The sequence below is a fragment of the Dolichospermum sp. FACHB-1091 genome, assembly GCF_014697585.1.
GTDB lineage: Bacteria > Cyanobacteriota > Cyanobacteriia > Cyanobacteriales > Nostocaceae > Dolichospermum.
On the sequence record NZ_JACJSB010000010.1, the window covers coordinates 1 to 18,007 of the forward strand.

Consider the following 18,007-nt stretch of genomic DNA (forward strand, 5'->3'; position numbering starts at 1 on the left):
AATGACACAATTGATGGCGGTGCAGGTGATGACACAATTAATGGTGGTACTGGCAATGACACAATTGATGGTGGCGCTGGTGTTGATACCTTAACCTTGGACTTATCCACTCAAACTGGCAATCTTCTTATTAACAATGCCACTACTGGAATTAATTTAACTGGCATTGTCACAGCCACTAACTTTGAGAATTTTACTATCACGACAGGTAGTGGCAACGATACGATTACTCAATCAGGATTAGTTAATAATATTGTTGTTCGTGGCAATGACACTATTAACGGTGGGGCTGGTAACGACACGATAAACACTGGATTAGGTATTGACAGTGCCGATGGAGGAGCAGGAGATGATTTACTAATTGTTGATTACTCCATAGGTGATACTGGAAGTGGGATGGACTTATCTACCTACGCAGGTGCAGAAGGATTTTATGGTACAGCTTATCGAACTAATCTCTCCACTGGTCAATACTTAGACAGAGTTGATTTCTCTGGGATAAATCGGTTTCAGATTACTGGTACAAGTCAGAATGACACTATCACTACTGGCAGTGGTAATGACACCATTAATGGTGGGGCTGGTAATGACACTATCAATGGTGGTACTGGCAATGACACAATTGATGGTGTTAACGGAACACTCCTGACACCAGGATTAGGAGAAATAGATGTTCTCACAGGTGGTACTGGGAGCGATCGCTTTATCTTAGGAAATGCTACCAAGGTTTATTATGATGATGGCAATACTCTAACTAATGGTAGTAACGACTATGCCGACATTACCGACTTCAACATCGGAGATATTATTCAACTGCAAGGAACAAGCAGTAATTACCTCCTGGCTGTTGTCGGTGTGGACACTCAAATATTAATCAATAAACCCGGAACAGAACTAGATGAACTCATTGGTATAGTCCGAAATCAAACAGGCTTGAGTCTAACTAGCAGTAACTTTGCTTATGCAGCCTTACCCACCATTACCCTAGCAGTATCTCCTAGCAGTGTGACAGAAGACGGTACAACCAATTTGGTTTACACTTTTACTCGTACAGGAGCAACAACGAGTGCCTTAACAGTTAACTATGGCATCACTGGCACAGGTGACAGTATAGACTATACAGGTGCAACACCAGGAACAGGAAAAACCATCACCTTTGCAGCAGGTTCAGCCACAGCCACCCTCACAATAGACCCCACAGCAGATACCACCGTTGAAGCTAACGAAACTGTAGCCTTAACCCTAGCTGCTGGTACAGGTTACACCATTGGGACAACCACAGCAGTCACAGGAACTATTACCAATGATGATTTACCCACCATTACCCTAGCAGTATCACCCAGTAGCGTTCTAGAAGACGGTACAGCCAACCTAATTTACACTTTCACTCGTACAGGAAGCACTACCAGTGCCTTAACAGTCAACTATGGTATCACTGGCACAGCCGACAGTAGCGACTATACAGGAGCAACACCAGGAACAGGAAAAACCATCACCTTTGCTGCGGGTGCAAGTACAGCCACTTTAACCATAGACCCCACAGCCGATACCATTGTTGAAAGTAATGAAACTGTAGCCTTAACATTAGCAACAGGAACAGGTTACACCATTGGTACAACCACTGCTGTCACGGGAACTATTACTAATGATGATTTCCCCAGCGTCACCCTAGCAGTATCTCCTAGTAGCGTTCTAGAAGACGGTACAGCCAACCTAATTTACACTTTCACTCGTACAGGAAGCACCACCAGTGCCTTAACAGTCAACTATGGTATCACTGGCACAGCCGACAGTAGCGACTATACAGGAGCAACACCCGGAACAGGAAAAACCATCACCTTTGCAGCCGGTGCAAGTACAGCCACTTTAACCATTGACCCCACAGCCGATACAATTGTTGAAGCTGATGAAACTGTAGCCTTAACATTAGCTGCTGGTACAGGTTACACCATTGGGACAACCACAGCAGTCACGGGAACTATTACCAATGATGATTTCCCCACCATTACCCTAGCAGTATCTCCTAGCAGTGTGACAGAAGACGGTACAACCAATCTGGTTTACACTTTTACTCGTACAGGAGCAACAACGAGTGCCTTAACAGTCAACTATGGCATCACTGGCACAGGTGACAGTACAGACTATACAGGTGCAATACCAGGAACAGGAAAAACCATCACCTTTGCAGCCGGTGCAAGTACAGCCACTTTAACCATTGACCCCACAGCCGATACAATTGTTGAAGCTGATGAAACTGTAGCCTTAACATTAGCTGCTGGTACAGGTTACACCATTGGGACAACCACAGCAGTCACGGGAACTATTACCAATGATGATTTCCCCACCATTACCCTAGCAGCATCTCCTAGCAGTGTGACAGAAGACGGTACAACCAATCTGGTTTACACTTTTACTCGTACAGGAGCAACAACGAATGCCTTAACAGTCAACTATGGCATCACTGGCACAGGTGACAGTACAGACTATACAGGTGCAATACCAGGAACAGGAAAAACCATCACCTTTGCAGCAGGTTCAGCCACAGCCACCCTCACAATAGACCCCACAGCAGATACCACCTTTGAAGCTGATGAAACTGTAGCCTTAACATTAGCTGCTGGTACAGGTTACACAGTGGGAACAACCACAGCAGTCACGGGAACTATTACCAATGATGATTTAGTACCTAATATTAACCTCAGTGCTAACCAGACCATAGTTGAAGGTAATACCAACCCTCAAAACGTTACTTATAGCGTTACTCTTTCCAACACTAGCGCCCAAACTATTACCGTCCAATATGCGACTGCTAACGGGACAGCCATAGCAGGATCAGACTATACCAGCACCAGCGGAACTCTTACCTTTAACCCTGGTGTTACCAGTCAAGTGATCAATATTCCTATTCTCAATGATTCCATAAATGAAGCTAATGAAACCTTTAGCCTCACCCTTAATTCTCCCACTAATGCCAGCTTGGGTATAAGCCAAACTGTAACTACAACCATAACCGATACCCTCACTGCTTCTGTTACCACCACCTTACCAGCCAACGTAGAAAATCTGACTTTAACAGGAACAGCCGCAATCAACGGTACAGGTAACGCAGGTAATAACATCCTCACAGGTAACAGTGCCAATAACACCCTCTCAGGTCTTGATGGCAATGAAACTTATTCTTTTGTAGCTAATAGTGCTTTGGGAACTGACACAATTACAGAAACGGCAACAGGGGGAACTGATATTATTGATTTTACGGGAACAATTGCTGCTGTGAATGTAAATTTAGGTATCACTACATCACAAACCGTTAATAGCAATCTCAAACTCATCCTTTCTGCCAATAATGTCATTGAAAATGCTACAGGTGGCACGGCTAATGACCGTCTCACGGGTAATGCTCTAAATAATACCTTAAATGGCGGTAGTGGTAATGACCAACTGCAAGGGTTAGGAGGAGATGACATTTTGTGGGGAGGATTCGGTGATGATATTCTCAACGGTGGCACTGGTAATGATCAATATCGCTTCCAAGGTAATGGGGTATTTAGCAGCAGTTTAGGTGTTGATTATATTACTCAGTTTGATGCCGGACAGGACAAAATTGCTCTCAGTCTGGGAACTTTCAATGCCATTACTAACACTTTAGGACAGTCTTTAACTGATTTCGCAGTTGTTGATGATGATGAATTGGTCAACGCTAGTAATGCCCGGATTGTTTATAGTCAAAGCACCGGTAGTTTATTTTATAATCAGGATGGTAATATTTTGGGTACAGGAACGGTGTTTGAGTTTGCTCGTTTAGGGAATCTTGATATTACCCTTGCTAGTAGCGATTTTATTTTGATTGCTTAGTTTCCTGATTTGGGATACAGCAATGCTGTATCTCCCAACATATAGGGGTTTCCGCTCTTATGAGGTACTTCATTTGCCCCCTCCTCGCACCCCCCTCAACCCCCCCGCTGCGGGGGGAAGAAAAGGATAAACTTTTGATATTGGAGGGGGTTGGAGGTGGGGTTCTTGTACCTCATAACATCGGGAAGTGCTGTATAGCAAAATTCAAGCTATATTACAAGATGAAGTTCAGATGCCGTTAAGAAATCGCGTTTATGTCTGTCCTAACTGCGGTTTTGAGTATGATAGAGATTTATAGAGATTTACAGCGGGTTGCAATTTGAGTCAGGAAGCGGTCAGGTTGACCGTGGTGGAGACGTTCCATGAAACGTCTCTAAATAGTGCGGACAATTTCAGGAAGAAGCAAGAAGAAAAGCTGGTACTTGTTAGCATTTGTTAGCTTTTTTGTATCAGCTTAAATTAAACCTATATCTGACTGTTATGACTCGCTGGTTCAGGTTTAATAATAATGGGATTGGGAAGAGATGGTGGTTTAGATACCTTTGTTTCCGCTTGTGTTTGTCCTGTTTGATTCCAGAGAATCATTGAGAGTAAACCATCTACTAAACTGTTACTATTACCATTACCATTGCTGCTACTTACCGTAATGTCAGGGATAATACGGACATTGCGATCGCCTATAATTTGCATTAACTGCATCGCTGTATAACCTTGTTTTCCTAAAGCTTCCACACCGGCGAGGTAGGTTTCCGCTTTAGCGTTACCTGTGGCGCGAATACCTTCAGCCTCCGCGACAGCTTTCAGTTTAATGGCTTCCGCTTCACCGGTTGCTTGCTGAATTTGGGCGTTAGCTTGCAATTGGGCTATTGTCACACCTTGTTCTGATTGTACCAAATCTTGCTGAATATCAGCTAATGCTGTTTCCCTGACCAACATTTGTCGTTGGGTTTCGGCCATTTGCTGCACTTCGTAAGTTTTACGTTGTTCCTCCGCGATTTTCCGTTCTGTCAAAGTGTGCATTAGTTCGTCCGGGGGCGTAATTAAACCAATTAAAGAATCCACAGCTTGCACATCATAGGCACGCAAAGCAGATTTAACGTATTCAGAAGCTTCTATTTGGCGCTCGCTACGGGCAATTAAGAAATCCAAAATGGTATATTCTTGAGCGGAATTACGGAAATAATTGCCCACAATGGGACGTAAAACTTGGTCAATGACATTTTGCATCGAACCTAAGCGAGAAATCACTTTTGGCGCGTCTGAAGCCCCAATGTGGATAATTTGAAATATCTCTAAATCAAAGCTAAAACCATCAAACGACAGCAGTTTTAACGCCTTCAAATTAGTATCATATCCGTGCTGTCCCACAATTCTGTCAGTAAAGTTTAAAACGATATTTGTCGTCGGTACTAACTCAACTTTCATCACCTTAGTATTGAGCGGGTGTTTTCCTGGATACAATGGTTCAACCCAAACCCCCTTGTGTCCTTGATTGACTAAGTTTCCGTGAGTAAAAGCCGCACCACTGACATCTTCCTGATCTTCACCGACAAAAGAAATCACCACACCGACATAACCAATGGGAATTTCCGTCATCGGTACTTGTTCGATATTTACCAACCAAGGGTTGAGATTCCACGAACCCGATAATAATACCTGTTCTTGTAAACCCCGTTGTCCCCCAGCATCAATAAATTTTTGACCATTTTGGAAGTTATCATGGCCACCAATCAAACGTCCAGCAATTTCACCTGCTGCAATTGGTGAACCATCTAACGTGGTGACAATACCAACTTTGTCTGCTGCTACTTCATAAATACGCAATTGTTCTGGACGCATACCATGGGTAGTGGCATTTGCTGTGGTAATAACTTTAAACAGAGCAGTGTTAATCCGGTAAGTACCAGCGGTAATAAAAGCAATTTGTCGTCCTTTTTCGCCACCTTTGGTCAAAAATTTGCGAGCATCTTGAAAATTATCACATTCGACAATTTTGCCCAAAATTCGCTCTGGAGGGTTAGAAGCCCCATCAGCGGCGACAACCAGAGCGATTTCTCCTTGGGGGACAATGATTACCGGCTCTTTTTTGACAGCATACTGCCAAGGCCAATAACCCCAGTGCCAACCAGGGGCCAGGGTATCTGCTTGTAAACCAGCTTCACCATTTAAAGCGATTAATCTATTAGGGGGTAATACTTTACCAGAGAAGGTAAATTTTCTGACAACAATGCCCACCTCGCGCTCACCGATAACTACCAGTCCACCGAAGAAAATACAACCACCAATAATAATCACAGGAACAATGATCAAAGGTTCAATTCCCATCGTTTGATAAGGAATTTGGCGGGTTACAGACTGAGTAATTATTGGCTGAGTTTGACTAGTTGGGATTGATATTGATACAGAGTTTATTTCTTTTCTTGTTAGTGTTTCTCTGGAAGTGGCATGGGCAGCATTAATACCACCTATTAAAGATAGGGCAGCGATCGCAGATGTAGCCAATCTCACAAGTTTATTGTACTTACTCTTACCCAGGGAAAATGGAAAGCTTTTCATATATGTGTACCTCATTGGGGAAATAATTATCTAATTTGTGACTTCACTATGAATCAGCCTGTTTCCTTAAATCCTATCTAAATTTTTTACCAGATTGATTCATCCTTTTAAGAAGCGGTTATAAGCTGCTTTTTACAAAACTTATTTTATTTATGTAAGTATTTTGGGAAGTTAGTGGTAGAATAAAAACGGGATTAACGCCATACTCAATCGTAACATTACTTTAACTCTTTTCAAAATCACAAATTCCAAAAGGGGTATCTATTATGGCTAATAACTTCGTCTGGGTTAACGCAACTACCTTAAATGGCACTCTTTGGGATAATGGAACTCTATCATCGCTACAATAGGAAAAGAAATATTTATTAATAAAAAAATTATTATTTATTTTATAATTTTTGGTAATTCAATATGATTAACAATAAAATTCAACCTAGACAAGCATTAAACAAAGGATTTCTGAGAATTAAACCAATTAGAAATGAGTTTGAGATATTTAAAAGGAATCTGATTACACTAATTAATCAAATTGATGAAAATGAAAGAGAGGAATTTCATAAAAATATTCTTACTGATTTTTTGAAAAATACCTATTATGGTGCTGATTACTTAATCAATATTAAAGCAAGTAATGACCTAGTAATTTATAATGGCAAAGATACTAAAAGCAGTGTTGGTGTGATTTTAGAAGCTAAAAAGGTAAATAACAATGAAATGCTCAAGGTTGATAATTTAAATACTAAAGCATTACAACAATTAGTTTTATACTTTTTACGAGAACGGATTACAAATAAAAATCCAGAAATTAGATATTTAATTGCTACTAATATTTATGAATGGTTTGTTTTTGATGCGACAATTTTTGAAAATTTGTTTGCTCAGAATACACAATTAGTCAAGCAATTTAATGATTTTGAAGAAAAACGTCTATCTAATTCTCGTACTGATTTTTTTTATAAAGAAATTGCTCAACCCGCAATAGATGAAATTCAAAATCAATTAGTTTTTACACATTTTGATATTAGGGATTATCAACAGTATTTAATTAATCAAAATCCTGAAAATGATCAAAAACTGATTCCTTTATTTAAGCTGTTTTCACCACAGCATTTATTGAAACTACCTACTACTAATGATAGTAATAGTTTAAATAAAAACTTTTATAGTGAATTACTACACATTCTTGGTTTAACGGAAATTAAAGAAGGTAGTAAAAAATTAATTCAGCGTAAATCAATTCATGAAAGGGAACAGGGTTCATTAATTGAAAATACTATCACTCGGTTGCAAGAATTACGCAAGATTGATAGATTAGAAAATTCAGAACAATTTGGAGAAAATACTGAAGACAGACTTTTTAATGTTAGTTTAGAATTAGTTATTACTTGGATTAATCGCATTCTCTTTTTAAAATTATTAGAATCTCAATTAATCAACTATCATCAAGGTAATAAGTCTTTTGCATTTCTCAATTTAGCAAAAATTCAAGATTTTGGTAATCTCAACCGTTTATTTTTTGGTGTTTTATCTCATAAACCAGAGGAAAGAGAAAAACATATAAAAAATCTTGTTGCTAATATTCCTTATTTGAATAGTTCTTTATTTGAAGTATCAGAAATTGAACATCAAACAATAGTTATTAGTAATTTAGTCAATGATGAAAAACTTTCTATTTTTAATCAGACAGTTCTTAAAGATAATCATGATCATAAACGTACAGGAAAATTAAAAGCACTAGAATATATTTTTGAATTTCTTGATGCTTACGATTTTAGTAGTGAGGGTACAGAAGAAATCCAAGAAGAAAGTAAAACCTTGATTAATGCGTCTGTTTTAGGATTGATTTTTGAGAAAATTAACGGTTATAAAGATGGTTCTTTCTTCACTCCTGGCTTTATTACTATGTATATGTGTCGGGAAACTATCCGCAGAGCAGTTTTACAGAAGTTCAGGGAAATTAAAGGTTGGAACTGTAAAAATATTGATGAATTATATGATAGAATTACAGATAAAAAAGAAGCTAATCAGATTATTAATAGTTTAAAAATTTGTGATCCAGCAGTCGGTTCTGGACATTTTTTAGTTTCAGCTTTAAATGAAATTATTACTATTAAAAGTGAGTTGAAAATTTTACTTGATAAACAAGGTAGAACTTTAAGAGATTATCATCTAGAAATCGAAAATGATGAGTTAATTATTACAGATGATGACGGAAAATTTTTCACATATAATCCTAAAAATCCAGAAAGTAGACGCATACAAGAAACACTTTTTTATGAAAAACAGACAATTATTGAAAATTGTTTATTTGGTGTAGATATAAATCCTAACTCAGTAAAAATTTGTCGGTTACGTTTGTGGATTGAACTTTTAAAGAATGCTTATTATAAGACCTCACCCCTAACCCCTCTCCTACAAGGAGAGGGGAATTTAGGAGAACTACAAACTTTACCAAATATTGATATTAATATTAAAACTGGTAATTCTTTAATTAGTCGTTTTCCTTTAAATTGGGATTTACGGACGATTTTGAAAAAAAGCGATTGGAATATTGAAAGTTATAGAAATGCTATAAAAACCTATCTCCACCCTGATAATAAAGATCAAAAACAGGAAATGGAACGATTAATTAATGATATTAAGGGTAATATAAGCACAGAAATTAGTAGCAATGATCCGAACATAGAGAAACGAAATCAAAAAATTGCAGAACTTCGTCATTTACGAGATCAAAAGTCATTATTTGTAGAAAGTAAAGCAGAAGCAAAAAGTCGTCAAAAAAAGCAAGAAAAGTTAGAACAAGAAATTAATCAACTCAATGCTGAAATTGAAGATAAAAAAAGCGGTAAATTTTATCAAAATGCTTTTGAATGGCGGTTTGAATTTCCTGAAGTTTTGAATGATGAAGGTGATTTTATCGGTTTTGATGTCGTAATTGGAAATCCTCCTTATATTTCACTATCTAAAATTAAAGAAAAAAATCAAACGGCTTATTTTCAAAATAATTATCAAACTTATACAAAGGGTGCAGATATTTATTGCTTGTTTTACGAAAAAGGAAGTTGTTTATTAAGAAAAGAAGGATTTTTAACTTACATTACTTCTAATTCTTGGTTAAAAACTATTTATGGTGATTTACTGAAAAAGTATTTAATTGAAAATCTGCAACCTCAGACCTTATTAAATATTGAAGATATGCAAATTTTTGAGGAAGCTACTGTAGAATCAAATATTATCATCTTGAAAAAAGATCAAGTTAATGAATTTTTTGATGTTGCTAGTCTCAATAATAATTATCTTATCGGTTCTTCATTAGATGAGTATTTCGATAAAAATTGTTTTCAATTTATAATACCTAATACATCAGAATGGATTATAGGTAATCAAGAAACCGTAAGTTTGAAACAAAAAATAGAGCAATCCTCTAAACTTTTAAAAGAATTTGATATTAATATTAATAGAGGTTTGCTTACTGGACTAAATGCAGCTTTTATTATCAATGAGGAAACTAAAAATCAATTAATTGCTGAAAGTTCTAATTCTGCTGAAATAATTCAGCCAATTTTAAGAGGTAGAGACTTAAAAAAATATAGTTATGAATTTTCTGGATTTTATCTCATTAATACACATAACGGAGTTGCAAAAAATAATATTGAGAGAATTAAAGTTAAAGAAAATTATCCATTTATCTATAATTATCTGCTTTCTTTTCTTCCTGAAATAAAACAACGACAAGATCAGGGTCAGCATTGGACAAATCTTAGAAATTGCGCTTATTTAGAAGATTTTCATAAACCTAAAATTGTTTGGGGTGAAATTTCTGATCAACCCAAATTTGCTTTTGATGACTCTAACTATTATGCTGAAGCTACTACATTTTTAATGACTGGTGAAAAACTTAAATATTTGTTAGCAATTTTAAATTCAAAACTATCAGAATGGTATTTTAACCAGATTTCAACTACTACAGGAATGGGTACAAATAGATGGAAAAAGTATAAAATTGAAATGTTACCCATTAAAGAACCTACGGAAACTGAAGAATTGTTATTAGAAACAATAGTTAATCAAATCCTCGCTGCTAAAAAATCAGATCCAAAAGCAGATACAACTGCATTAGAAGCAGAAATAGATCAGTTAGTTTATCAACTTTATGAACTAACAGCAGAAGAGATAAAAATTATAGCAGGATAAACACCACAAATCTTATCTAAAAGATAAAGCAATTCCCGGTGTTACATACAGCACTTCCCGATGTTATAAGGTACAAGAACCCCACCCCCAACCCCCTCCCCGCAAGCGAGGAGGGGGCTTAAGATGTACCTTATAAGAGCGGAAACCCCTGTATTTAGCGGGCAAGATGCCCGCACCACAAGAGTTTCATGATTCAACTTTGTACCTCATCAGAACGGAAAACGCTGTAAAGCTATGAAATTAAAATAAAATACCAATAAAATAGGGTGGACAAAATCGCCCACCCTGAAAATCCAGCAGTTGTAATTAAATTTACACCAAACCACCAGCAGCTTGAAAACGAGCGCGGGCGCGTTTTAATGCTTTTGTAGCCTGGATTTGTGCTTGACGATCTTCTGGTTTAACTTGACTTAGAGTAGTTTGTGCTTTATTAAATGCAGTGCGAGCTTCTTCAAGTTTAATTGTGTCGCCCCGTTCCGCACCGTTGACTAGAATTGTCACTTCATCTTCATCAACTTCAGCAAAACCGCCTAAAAGAGCGATCGCTTGCCAGTTGGCATTTTTATTAGCCCGAACACGCATAACACCAATATCTAAAGCTGTTAACATGGGGGCGTGTCCACTCAGGACACCTAACTGACCAGTAGTGCTAGGTAAAACTACTTCATCAGCTTCAGCATCCCAAACGATTTTATCTGGGGAAATTACACGAACGGTCAGAGTCATATTCTTTAGTTTCTACTTATGGTTGGTAATTGGTAATTGGTAATTGGTAATTGGTAATTGGGAGGAACTTCTTACCCATTACCCATTACCCATTAGCCATTAGCCTTTGAGCTTTTCTGCTTTAGCTTTAGCTTCTTCGATATCACCTACCAAGTAGAAAGCTTGCTCAGGTAAAGCATCCAACTCACCAGAAAGAATTTGTTTAAATCCTTTAATGGTATCTTCCAACTTCACATACTTACCAGGAGAACCAGTAAATACCTCAGCGACAAAGAAAGGCTGAGACAAGAACCGTTCAACTTTCCGCGCCCGTGCGACAATCAGACGGTCTTCTTCAGACAATTCATCTAAACCAAGAATGGCGATAATGTCTTGTAATTCTTTGTAACGTTGCAGAGTAGATTGTACAGCCCGTGCAGTATCATAATGATCGCTACCAACGATGCCAGGTTGCAACATAGTAGAAGTAGAACCCAGAGGATCAACCGCAGGATAGATACCTTTAGAAGCCAAACTGCGAGATAATACAGTTGTTCCGTCTAAGTGAGCAAAGGTAGTTGCAGGAGCAGGATCGGTCAAGTCATCGGCAGGTACATATACAGCTTGAATAGAAGTAATAGAACCTTCTGTAGTAGAGGTAATCCGTTCTTGCAAAGCACCCACATCTGTACCCAAAGTAGGCTGATATCCTACAGCGGAGGGCATACGACCCAAAAGCGCCGATACTTCAGAACCAGCTTGGACAAAGCGGAAGATATTATCAACAAACAACAATACGTCTTGCTTGTTCACATCACGGAAATACTCAGCCATTGTCAAGCCAGATAAACCAACCCGCATTCTTGCTCCGGGTGGCTCATTCATTTGACCATAAACTAGAGCGATTTTGGATTCATTGAGATTATCCTTATTGATAACTCCAGATTCCATCATTTCGTTGTAAAGGTCATTACCTTCACGAGTGCGTTCACCCACACCAGCAAATACCGATACACCACCATGTTGAGTAGCGATATTATTGATCAATTCCATCATGATCACGGTTTTACCCACACCAGCACCGCCGAACAGACCGATTTTACCGCCGCGTCTGTAGGGTGTTAGCAAATCCACAACCTTAATACCGGTCTCAAATACAGAGGGAGTGGTTTCCAACTCTGTGAATTTAGGAGCGTCCCGGTGAATAGGTAGAGATGCTTCAGCGTTTACGGGACCTTGGTTGTCTACAGGTTCGCCCAAAACGTTGAAAATCCGTCCCAAGGTAGCTTTACCAACGGGTACACTGATAGGAGCGCCAGTATCAACAACTTCTAAACCACGGACTAAACCATCTGTGGTACTCATAGCTACAGCCCGGACTTGGTTATCGCCCAGGAGTTGCTGTACTTCAACGGTTAATTTCAGTTGTTGTCCAGCTTCGTTTGTGCCAGTGATAGTTAAAGCGTTGTAGATTTGGGGTAATTTACCGCCGGGGAATTTAACGTCTACAACTGGACCAATGATTTGGGTAATGTACCCAATGTTTGTTTTTTCTGCGGTGGTGACCATGCTGCGCCTAAATGATTGAAGCTGTTTTTCACAAGTGGGTTCTTTAAGACCCCAGATCAAGCGATATCATCTTTTAGGTTAGCACCTAACGACTCCACCTTTGCCTTAAATTCATTATTAAGAACAGATTTCCGATTTCTTACACAAGTTGAGTATCTCTGGTATCAAAAGCTATAAATTATGTTTCGCACCAAGACGCAAAGGCGCGAAGTTTGAGATTTTCAGTCATTCTGCAAAATAAATTACACATTTAGAACCGACTTTTTTATACTAATGCTACTAACCTCTGAAAGTTTCTTCATGGTTCATTATTCCCAGGTAGAACCTCTAGGACTGCATTCCCAGTCTGGAGACTGGGAACGAGAGATACCACGCGAGCTATCAGCAAACCCTAATTAACTTTTTTCAACACAATACAGGTAACAGAAATATCTTTGAATAGCCATAAAGCATATTTCAGAGAATCAAACCAACGCAATGGTTGGTAAATGGGTAACATAAGTCGAATCAACATCGCTAGTGTATACAATATGGGCGTAGTAGTAGTTGATTTTACTAAATAACCTCCTGGGAGAATTTCCCCATTGACAATTTTGAAATCGGGAAACAGGCTACTTAATTCCTGGATACTGGGTCGAAACATTGTATCAATAGGATCGCAGTGATAAGGATATTTATAGGGAACCGTCACGAAAAGATAGCCATTTTTAGGGACAATAGAGCTAATAATTTTACTTATTTCTTCTCTGTTATTGATGTGTTCCAATAGGTTAGAACAGATAACAGATTGAATATTCATTTCTGAAAGTTTCTTTAAAAAATCAAGGTTGCATAAGTCTCCGACGAGATCAACACCTATATCATTTTTTATGTCCGTATGAATTACTGAGTAGCCTTTTGTTCTGGCAGGTTTGAATAATAACTCATCAATCCAGGGTTGTTCTTCTTCTCTAAATTTTTTGTTAGAACTACCAATATTTAGCATAGGGAATACACTGTTAGGATTGAGAGAATAGATAATATTTGCTAACCACTTAGCTTCTTCTCTGAACATAATGATTTAATGTCATGTAATTTGACTATCTTAAACGAAAATCAGGATATTTTTTACTCATAAGATATATTCATAAATTTGAGATTAATTTGAGATTAATTTGAGATTTTTTTTCTCAGTTTAACTTTGATCAATAATTCATCTTTAATGCGGTTTAAAATCGAAGTTTCATTTAAAGTTGAGAGAATTTGATTAACTACTGCTTTTGGTCCATCTGGTCCCCAATTTGCACCATTTGCTAAATAAGCTTTAGTAACTTGTCCAATACCATAAGAAGAGACACCAGCTACTCCTGCTTGAGTAATAGCTATGGATAAATAGGGTCCAATTGTCATTCCTGCGGTTGCTGTTGTTGAGATTCCTAACAAAGTTTTTAAACCACTTAAACCAAGATTTGCGAATAGTTCACTAGCACCAATACCACCCATACTCACAGCGATTTTTTGGAGTAATTTGACAGCACCAGTTTCTGTCATAGGGATACCATAAAGTTTAGATAAACCTAAAATTAAGGAAATATCTATAATGACAGCACTTAATATATCAACTACTGTAACAGGATTGAGGGCGATGGCCAATGCCTTAGTAATTACTGCTTTCCAAATCAACTGATTAGCATTTTCTTCCCTAATTATTAATTTTCGTTCTATCAATTGCTCATTCACATGATCAGCATAAAGCATAGTATTTAAAGCCACTAAAGCCTTACCTTCACGGTGGAGAACTTCCAAAATTTTTAATTTTAGTTCTTCAACTTGCGACTTACCTTTTTTCAATTTTACACTTCTAGTACCATCAGAATTTTGTACTGCAATTCTCACCAATGGAGCAGCAGAAGCCATGACAATTTCTGCTGGTGAAAGTAATTCTCGTACCCTATCATCTCGAATTTTTTCGTAAATTGTAATTCTGTCAGTTTCAGGATATTGATCAACTTTATTAAAGACCAAAATTATCGGTTTACCTACTTCTCGTAATTGAGATAAAGCTAGTTGTTCAATTTTAGTCATATCTCCTGCAATCACAAACAGAATTAAATCAGCTTGTTTAGCGATTTGTTCAGCCAAAGCGGCGCGAGTTTCACCGTCTACTTCATCTAATCCGGGAGTATCAATTAATTCCACTTGAGATTGGCCGTTGCTAGGTAATGTAGCTTTCAAAGTTCCCAAAACTTCTTCACTAATACTCCAATTTACCATTTGAGCATCACGAGTCACACCATGTAAAGGACCAGTAACAAAGACCTCTTCCCCAACTAAAGCATTAAGAAGAGAAGATTTACCACGTCCTACCATCCCAAAAGCAGCAATTTGGACTACCATGCTTTCTAATTTATCTAGCATAGTTTCCAAATCGTGAATTTCAGCTTCTAAACCTAATTTTTCCCCAGGAGAAAGATCCAGATTATTCACTAAGTTTCGTAATGCGGTTTTGGCTTGTTTGTAATTAAGTTCCGCTTGGATATCGTCAAAGGTAAAAATGGCGCTGTCTAGTTCTTCTTCCCGGTTGGGGAAGGATTTAGGTATATTATTCATTTTTTTTAAGTTTTAATACTTAATTATTTCACCATTATTAAGAATAATTCTTGAAAAGGCTCATACTACATTGTGAAGTGTGGAATGTGGAATTTAAGGGAGAACAGGAACTTTCTCGGGGACAGTGGCAGAAAATTGCTTTGTCTTGTGCTTTTATGCGATCGCAGGCTGATATCTTGGTGTTAGATGAACCAACATCCGCAATATATCAGGACTTACGCAAAATATCTCTCAAACCCTCTCTTCTTCGTTCTCTTCGTTCCTATCCCTGACGGGACGCTCCGCGAACGTGGTTCATTATTCCGTGACTTGTGCGTAAGTCCTATATATAAGAAAACTTAAGATATAACAACTTGATGTAATTCATTGGGAGTAAGATGAGAATGAACAACTTCACCATCACGAAACCAAACAATGCGCTTAGTTTGACGCGCAACTTCTGATTCATGGGTGACGATAACAACAGTAATCCCACTACTATTAAGTTCACTAAATAAATCTAATACTTCTTGGGTAGTGTGAGAATCAAGTGCGCCGGTGGGTTCGTCAGCCAGGAGAACAACGGGACGGTTGACAATGGCGCGAGCGATCGCTACTCTTTGTTGTTGTCCCCCTGATAATTGGGTCGGTTTATTATTGAGGCGTTTTTCTAACCCGACTTTGATTAATGCTTCTGTGGCTCGTTCTTTTCTTTCCCCAGGTTTAACACCAGCATATACCATTGGTAACATGACATTTTCTAAGGCTGTTAATTGGTTTAATAAATGGAATTGTTGAAAGACAAACCCTAGTTTTTTATTACGAATATGCGCCAATTCTGTATCACTCATTTGCGCGACATTCAAATTATCTAAATAATAACTTCCCTGACTAGGACGATCTAAACAACCGATAATATTCATGGCTGTGGATTTCCCCGAACCAGAAGGTCCCATAATCGAACAATATTCACCTTTTTCAATTACCAAATTCACCTGATTAAGTGCTTTAACTTCTATATCTCCAATTCCATAAACTTTGAAAATATCCTCTAAACAAATAATTGCTGATTCTGATGCAGTCTGGAGAGTATTCGTATCACTTATTGTAATAGTTTTATCCATAAAGATTTATCCTCATGCGAACTACCATTGTAGCGTACAGATTGCTGTTTGTGTGAAGATTAATTAAAACCCAGCAATTCTCATTTTCAAAAAAATGGTTCCAGGATAGCAATAAAATTCAAGATGGTGAAGTGAGTAATTGGACTATATGTGGTATCTGAAGTTACATATCTCGGTGATCAAGCCTGCTATTGAAAAAAATGTTACTTAAAATATTAACTTGATTTTAATCCCCTCAACTCAAGAGTTAAGGGGTTATTGGGTAAGATGATTACAAAAACCAACCGTAGGAGTGTAAACCCTTACCCAAAAGATTTACACCCAGGTAACAAATCCAAACCACGACAAAACCAGCAGCGGCTAAAATTGCGGGTTTTCTACCTTGCCAACCGCGAGTTATTCTAGAATGCAGATAGGCCGCGAAAACTAACCAAGTAATTAGCGCCCAAGTTTCCTTGGGGTCCCAACTCCAGTAAGAACCCCAGGCTTCATTAGCCCAAACTCCACCAGCAATAATACCGATAGTTAAGAGGGGAAATCCTAAGCCAATAATGCGGTAACTAATATTATCCAGGGTTTCAGCTAAATTCAGGCGTTGAGGTGAAAGATTTTCAGTAGTTTTACTGGAAGTAGTTGTAACTAAATCTAAAACCGCTGTGCCATTTCCGTTGTTACTGCTTTCCATGCGTGAAAAGCCATTAGTTTCCGCAGTGTTTGCAGATGTGATTAACTCTAACTCATCTGCTTTGATTAATTTATAACCATTACTGCGATAACCGCCATTACCAACAGAACTACCTTGTAATTGGATATTTTTTCCGCCAGTGACAATTAAAAAAGCGATCGCTAACAATGCCCCTACCATTAAAGCAGAGTAACTTAACATCATAACACTAACGTGCATCATCAGCCAATTAGATTTCAAAGCCGGGACTAAAGGCTCTGAAACCTGCATATTTGCTGGTAGAGTCAGAGTAGCAAAAGCCGTAATTCCCATAGCTACTGGTGCGGTGACAACACCAACCAAGCGACTACGACTACTATTTTCAGCAATTAGATGTACAGCGGTAATTCCCCAAGTCAGGAAAAATAGAGACTCATAGAGATTACTAAGGGGAAAATAGCCAGCTTCTATCCATCTAGCCCCCAACAAAGTAGCCATACACAAATTAGCAATGGCCATTCCAGCCGTCCCCAAAGCCGCTGTCAGCGATAAACTCGGAAAAGCCGCCCCCACCCAGTACACCAACATTGTACAGAATAAGACAGCAAAAGAGGCGTTATCTAGCCAGTTCTGGAGTACAACCAGATTCATAAACAATTCTCTCCAGTGGATACTTGAAAAATCAATTGCGCTTACCTTGATCCTATCTGGTTTTGGGGATTAGTCATTGGCAAGATTAACCGTTGATTAACCTTGATAATTCATCTGACCC

The 18,007-nt window shown here is 38.2% G+C and carries 9 protein-coding genes and 1 pseudogene; 3 read left to right on the forward strand and 7 right to left on the reverse strand.

Annotation, left to right across the window (positions count from 1 at the left end; genetic code table 11):
* Positions 1–3,855: Calx-beta domain-containing protein (locus H6G25_RS08115; RefSeq protein WP_190392045.1), on the forward strand; the 3,855-nt coding region annotated here is incomplete at its 5' end.
* Positions 3,856–4,320: 465 nt separating this feature from the next.
* Here the strand turns inward: H6G25_RS08115 and H6G25_RS08120 are convergent.
* Positions 4,321–6,411, reverse strand: a complete 2,091-nt coding sequence (locus H6G25_RS08120; RefSeq protein WP_190392046.1) for a flotillin family protein — start codon at positions 6,409–6,411, stop codon at positions 4,321–4,323.
* A 411-nt stretch (positions 6,412–6,822) separates the two neighbouring features.
* On the opposite strand from H6G25_RS08120, the gene H6G25_RS08125 reads away from it, so the two are divergent.
* The gene (locus tag H6G25_RS08125) at positions 6,823–10,605 is read left to right on the forward strand and encodes a TaqI-like C-terminal specificity domain-containing protein (protein WP_190392047.1); all 3,783 of its coding nucleotides are present in this window, start codon (positions 6,823–6,825) and stop codon (positions 10,603–10,605) included.
* A 312-nt stretch (positions 10,606–10,917) separates the two neighbouring features.
* Here the strand turns inward: H6G25_RS08125 and atpC are convergent, their stop codons facing one another.
* From atpC to H6G25_RS08145, 4 genes are all read right to left on the reverse strand, one after another.
* Positions 10,918–11,331, reverse strand: coding sequence for an ATP synthase F1 subunit epsilon (atpC, locus tag H6G25_RS08130; protein ID WP_190392048.1), 414 nt, complete (start codon positions 11,329–11,331; stop codon positions 10,918–10,920).
* A 99-nt stretch (positions 11,332–11,430) separates the two neighbouring features.
* Positions 11,431–12,879 (reverse strand): F0F1 ATP synthase subunit beta, encoded by a 1,449-nt coding sequence (gene atpD / locus H6G25_RS08135; RefSeq protein ID WP_190392049.1) that lies wholly within the window; start codon positions 12,877–12,879, stop codon positions 11,431–11,433.
* 391 nt (positions 12,880–13,270) lie between these two features.
* Entirely contained in the window at positions 13,271–13,933 is a 663-nt protein-coding gene (locus tag H6G25_RS08140) for a methyltransferase type 11 (RefSeq protein WP_190392050.1), read from the reverse strand.
* A gap of 95 nt (positions 13,934–14,028) precedes the next feature.
* Complete coding sequence (locus H6G25_RS08145) at positions 14,029–15,468, reverse strand: GTP-binding protein (protein WP_190392051.1); 1,440 nt, start codon at positions 15,466–15,468, stop codon at positions 14,029–14,031.
* Positions 15,469–15,560: 92 nt separating this feature from the next.
* Between H6G25_RS08145 and H6G25_RS08150 the strand changes: the two are divergent.
* Positions 15,561–15,671, forward strand: a pseudogene (locus H6G25_RS08150) (ATP-binding cassette domain-containing protein); the annotation flags it as partial.
* A gap of 135 nt (positions 15,672–15,806) precedes the next feature.
* Here H6G25_RS08150 and H6G25_RS08155 read toward each other — a convergent pair.
* Together H6G25_RS08155 and ccsB are read right to left on the reverse strand one after the other, a co-directional pair.
* Positions 15,807–16,571 carry an ABC transporter ATP-binding protein gene (locus tag H6G25_RS08155; protein ID WP_199319694.1) on the reverse strand — a complete coding sequence of 255 codons (765 nt, stop codon included), beginning with the start codon at positions 16,569–16,571 and terminating at the stop codon, positions 15,807–15,809.
* Positions 16,572–16,842: 271 nt separating this feature from the next.
* A complete protein-coding gene (ccsB, locus tag H6G25_RS08160) occupies positions 16,843–17,886 on the reverse strand; it encodes a c-type cytochrome biogenesis protein CcsB (protein WP_190392052.1) in 1,044 nt (347 codons plus the stop codon).
* Between the last annotated feature and the right edge of the window lie 121 nt (positions 17,887–18,007).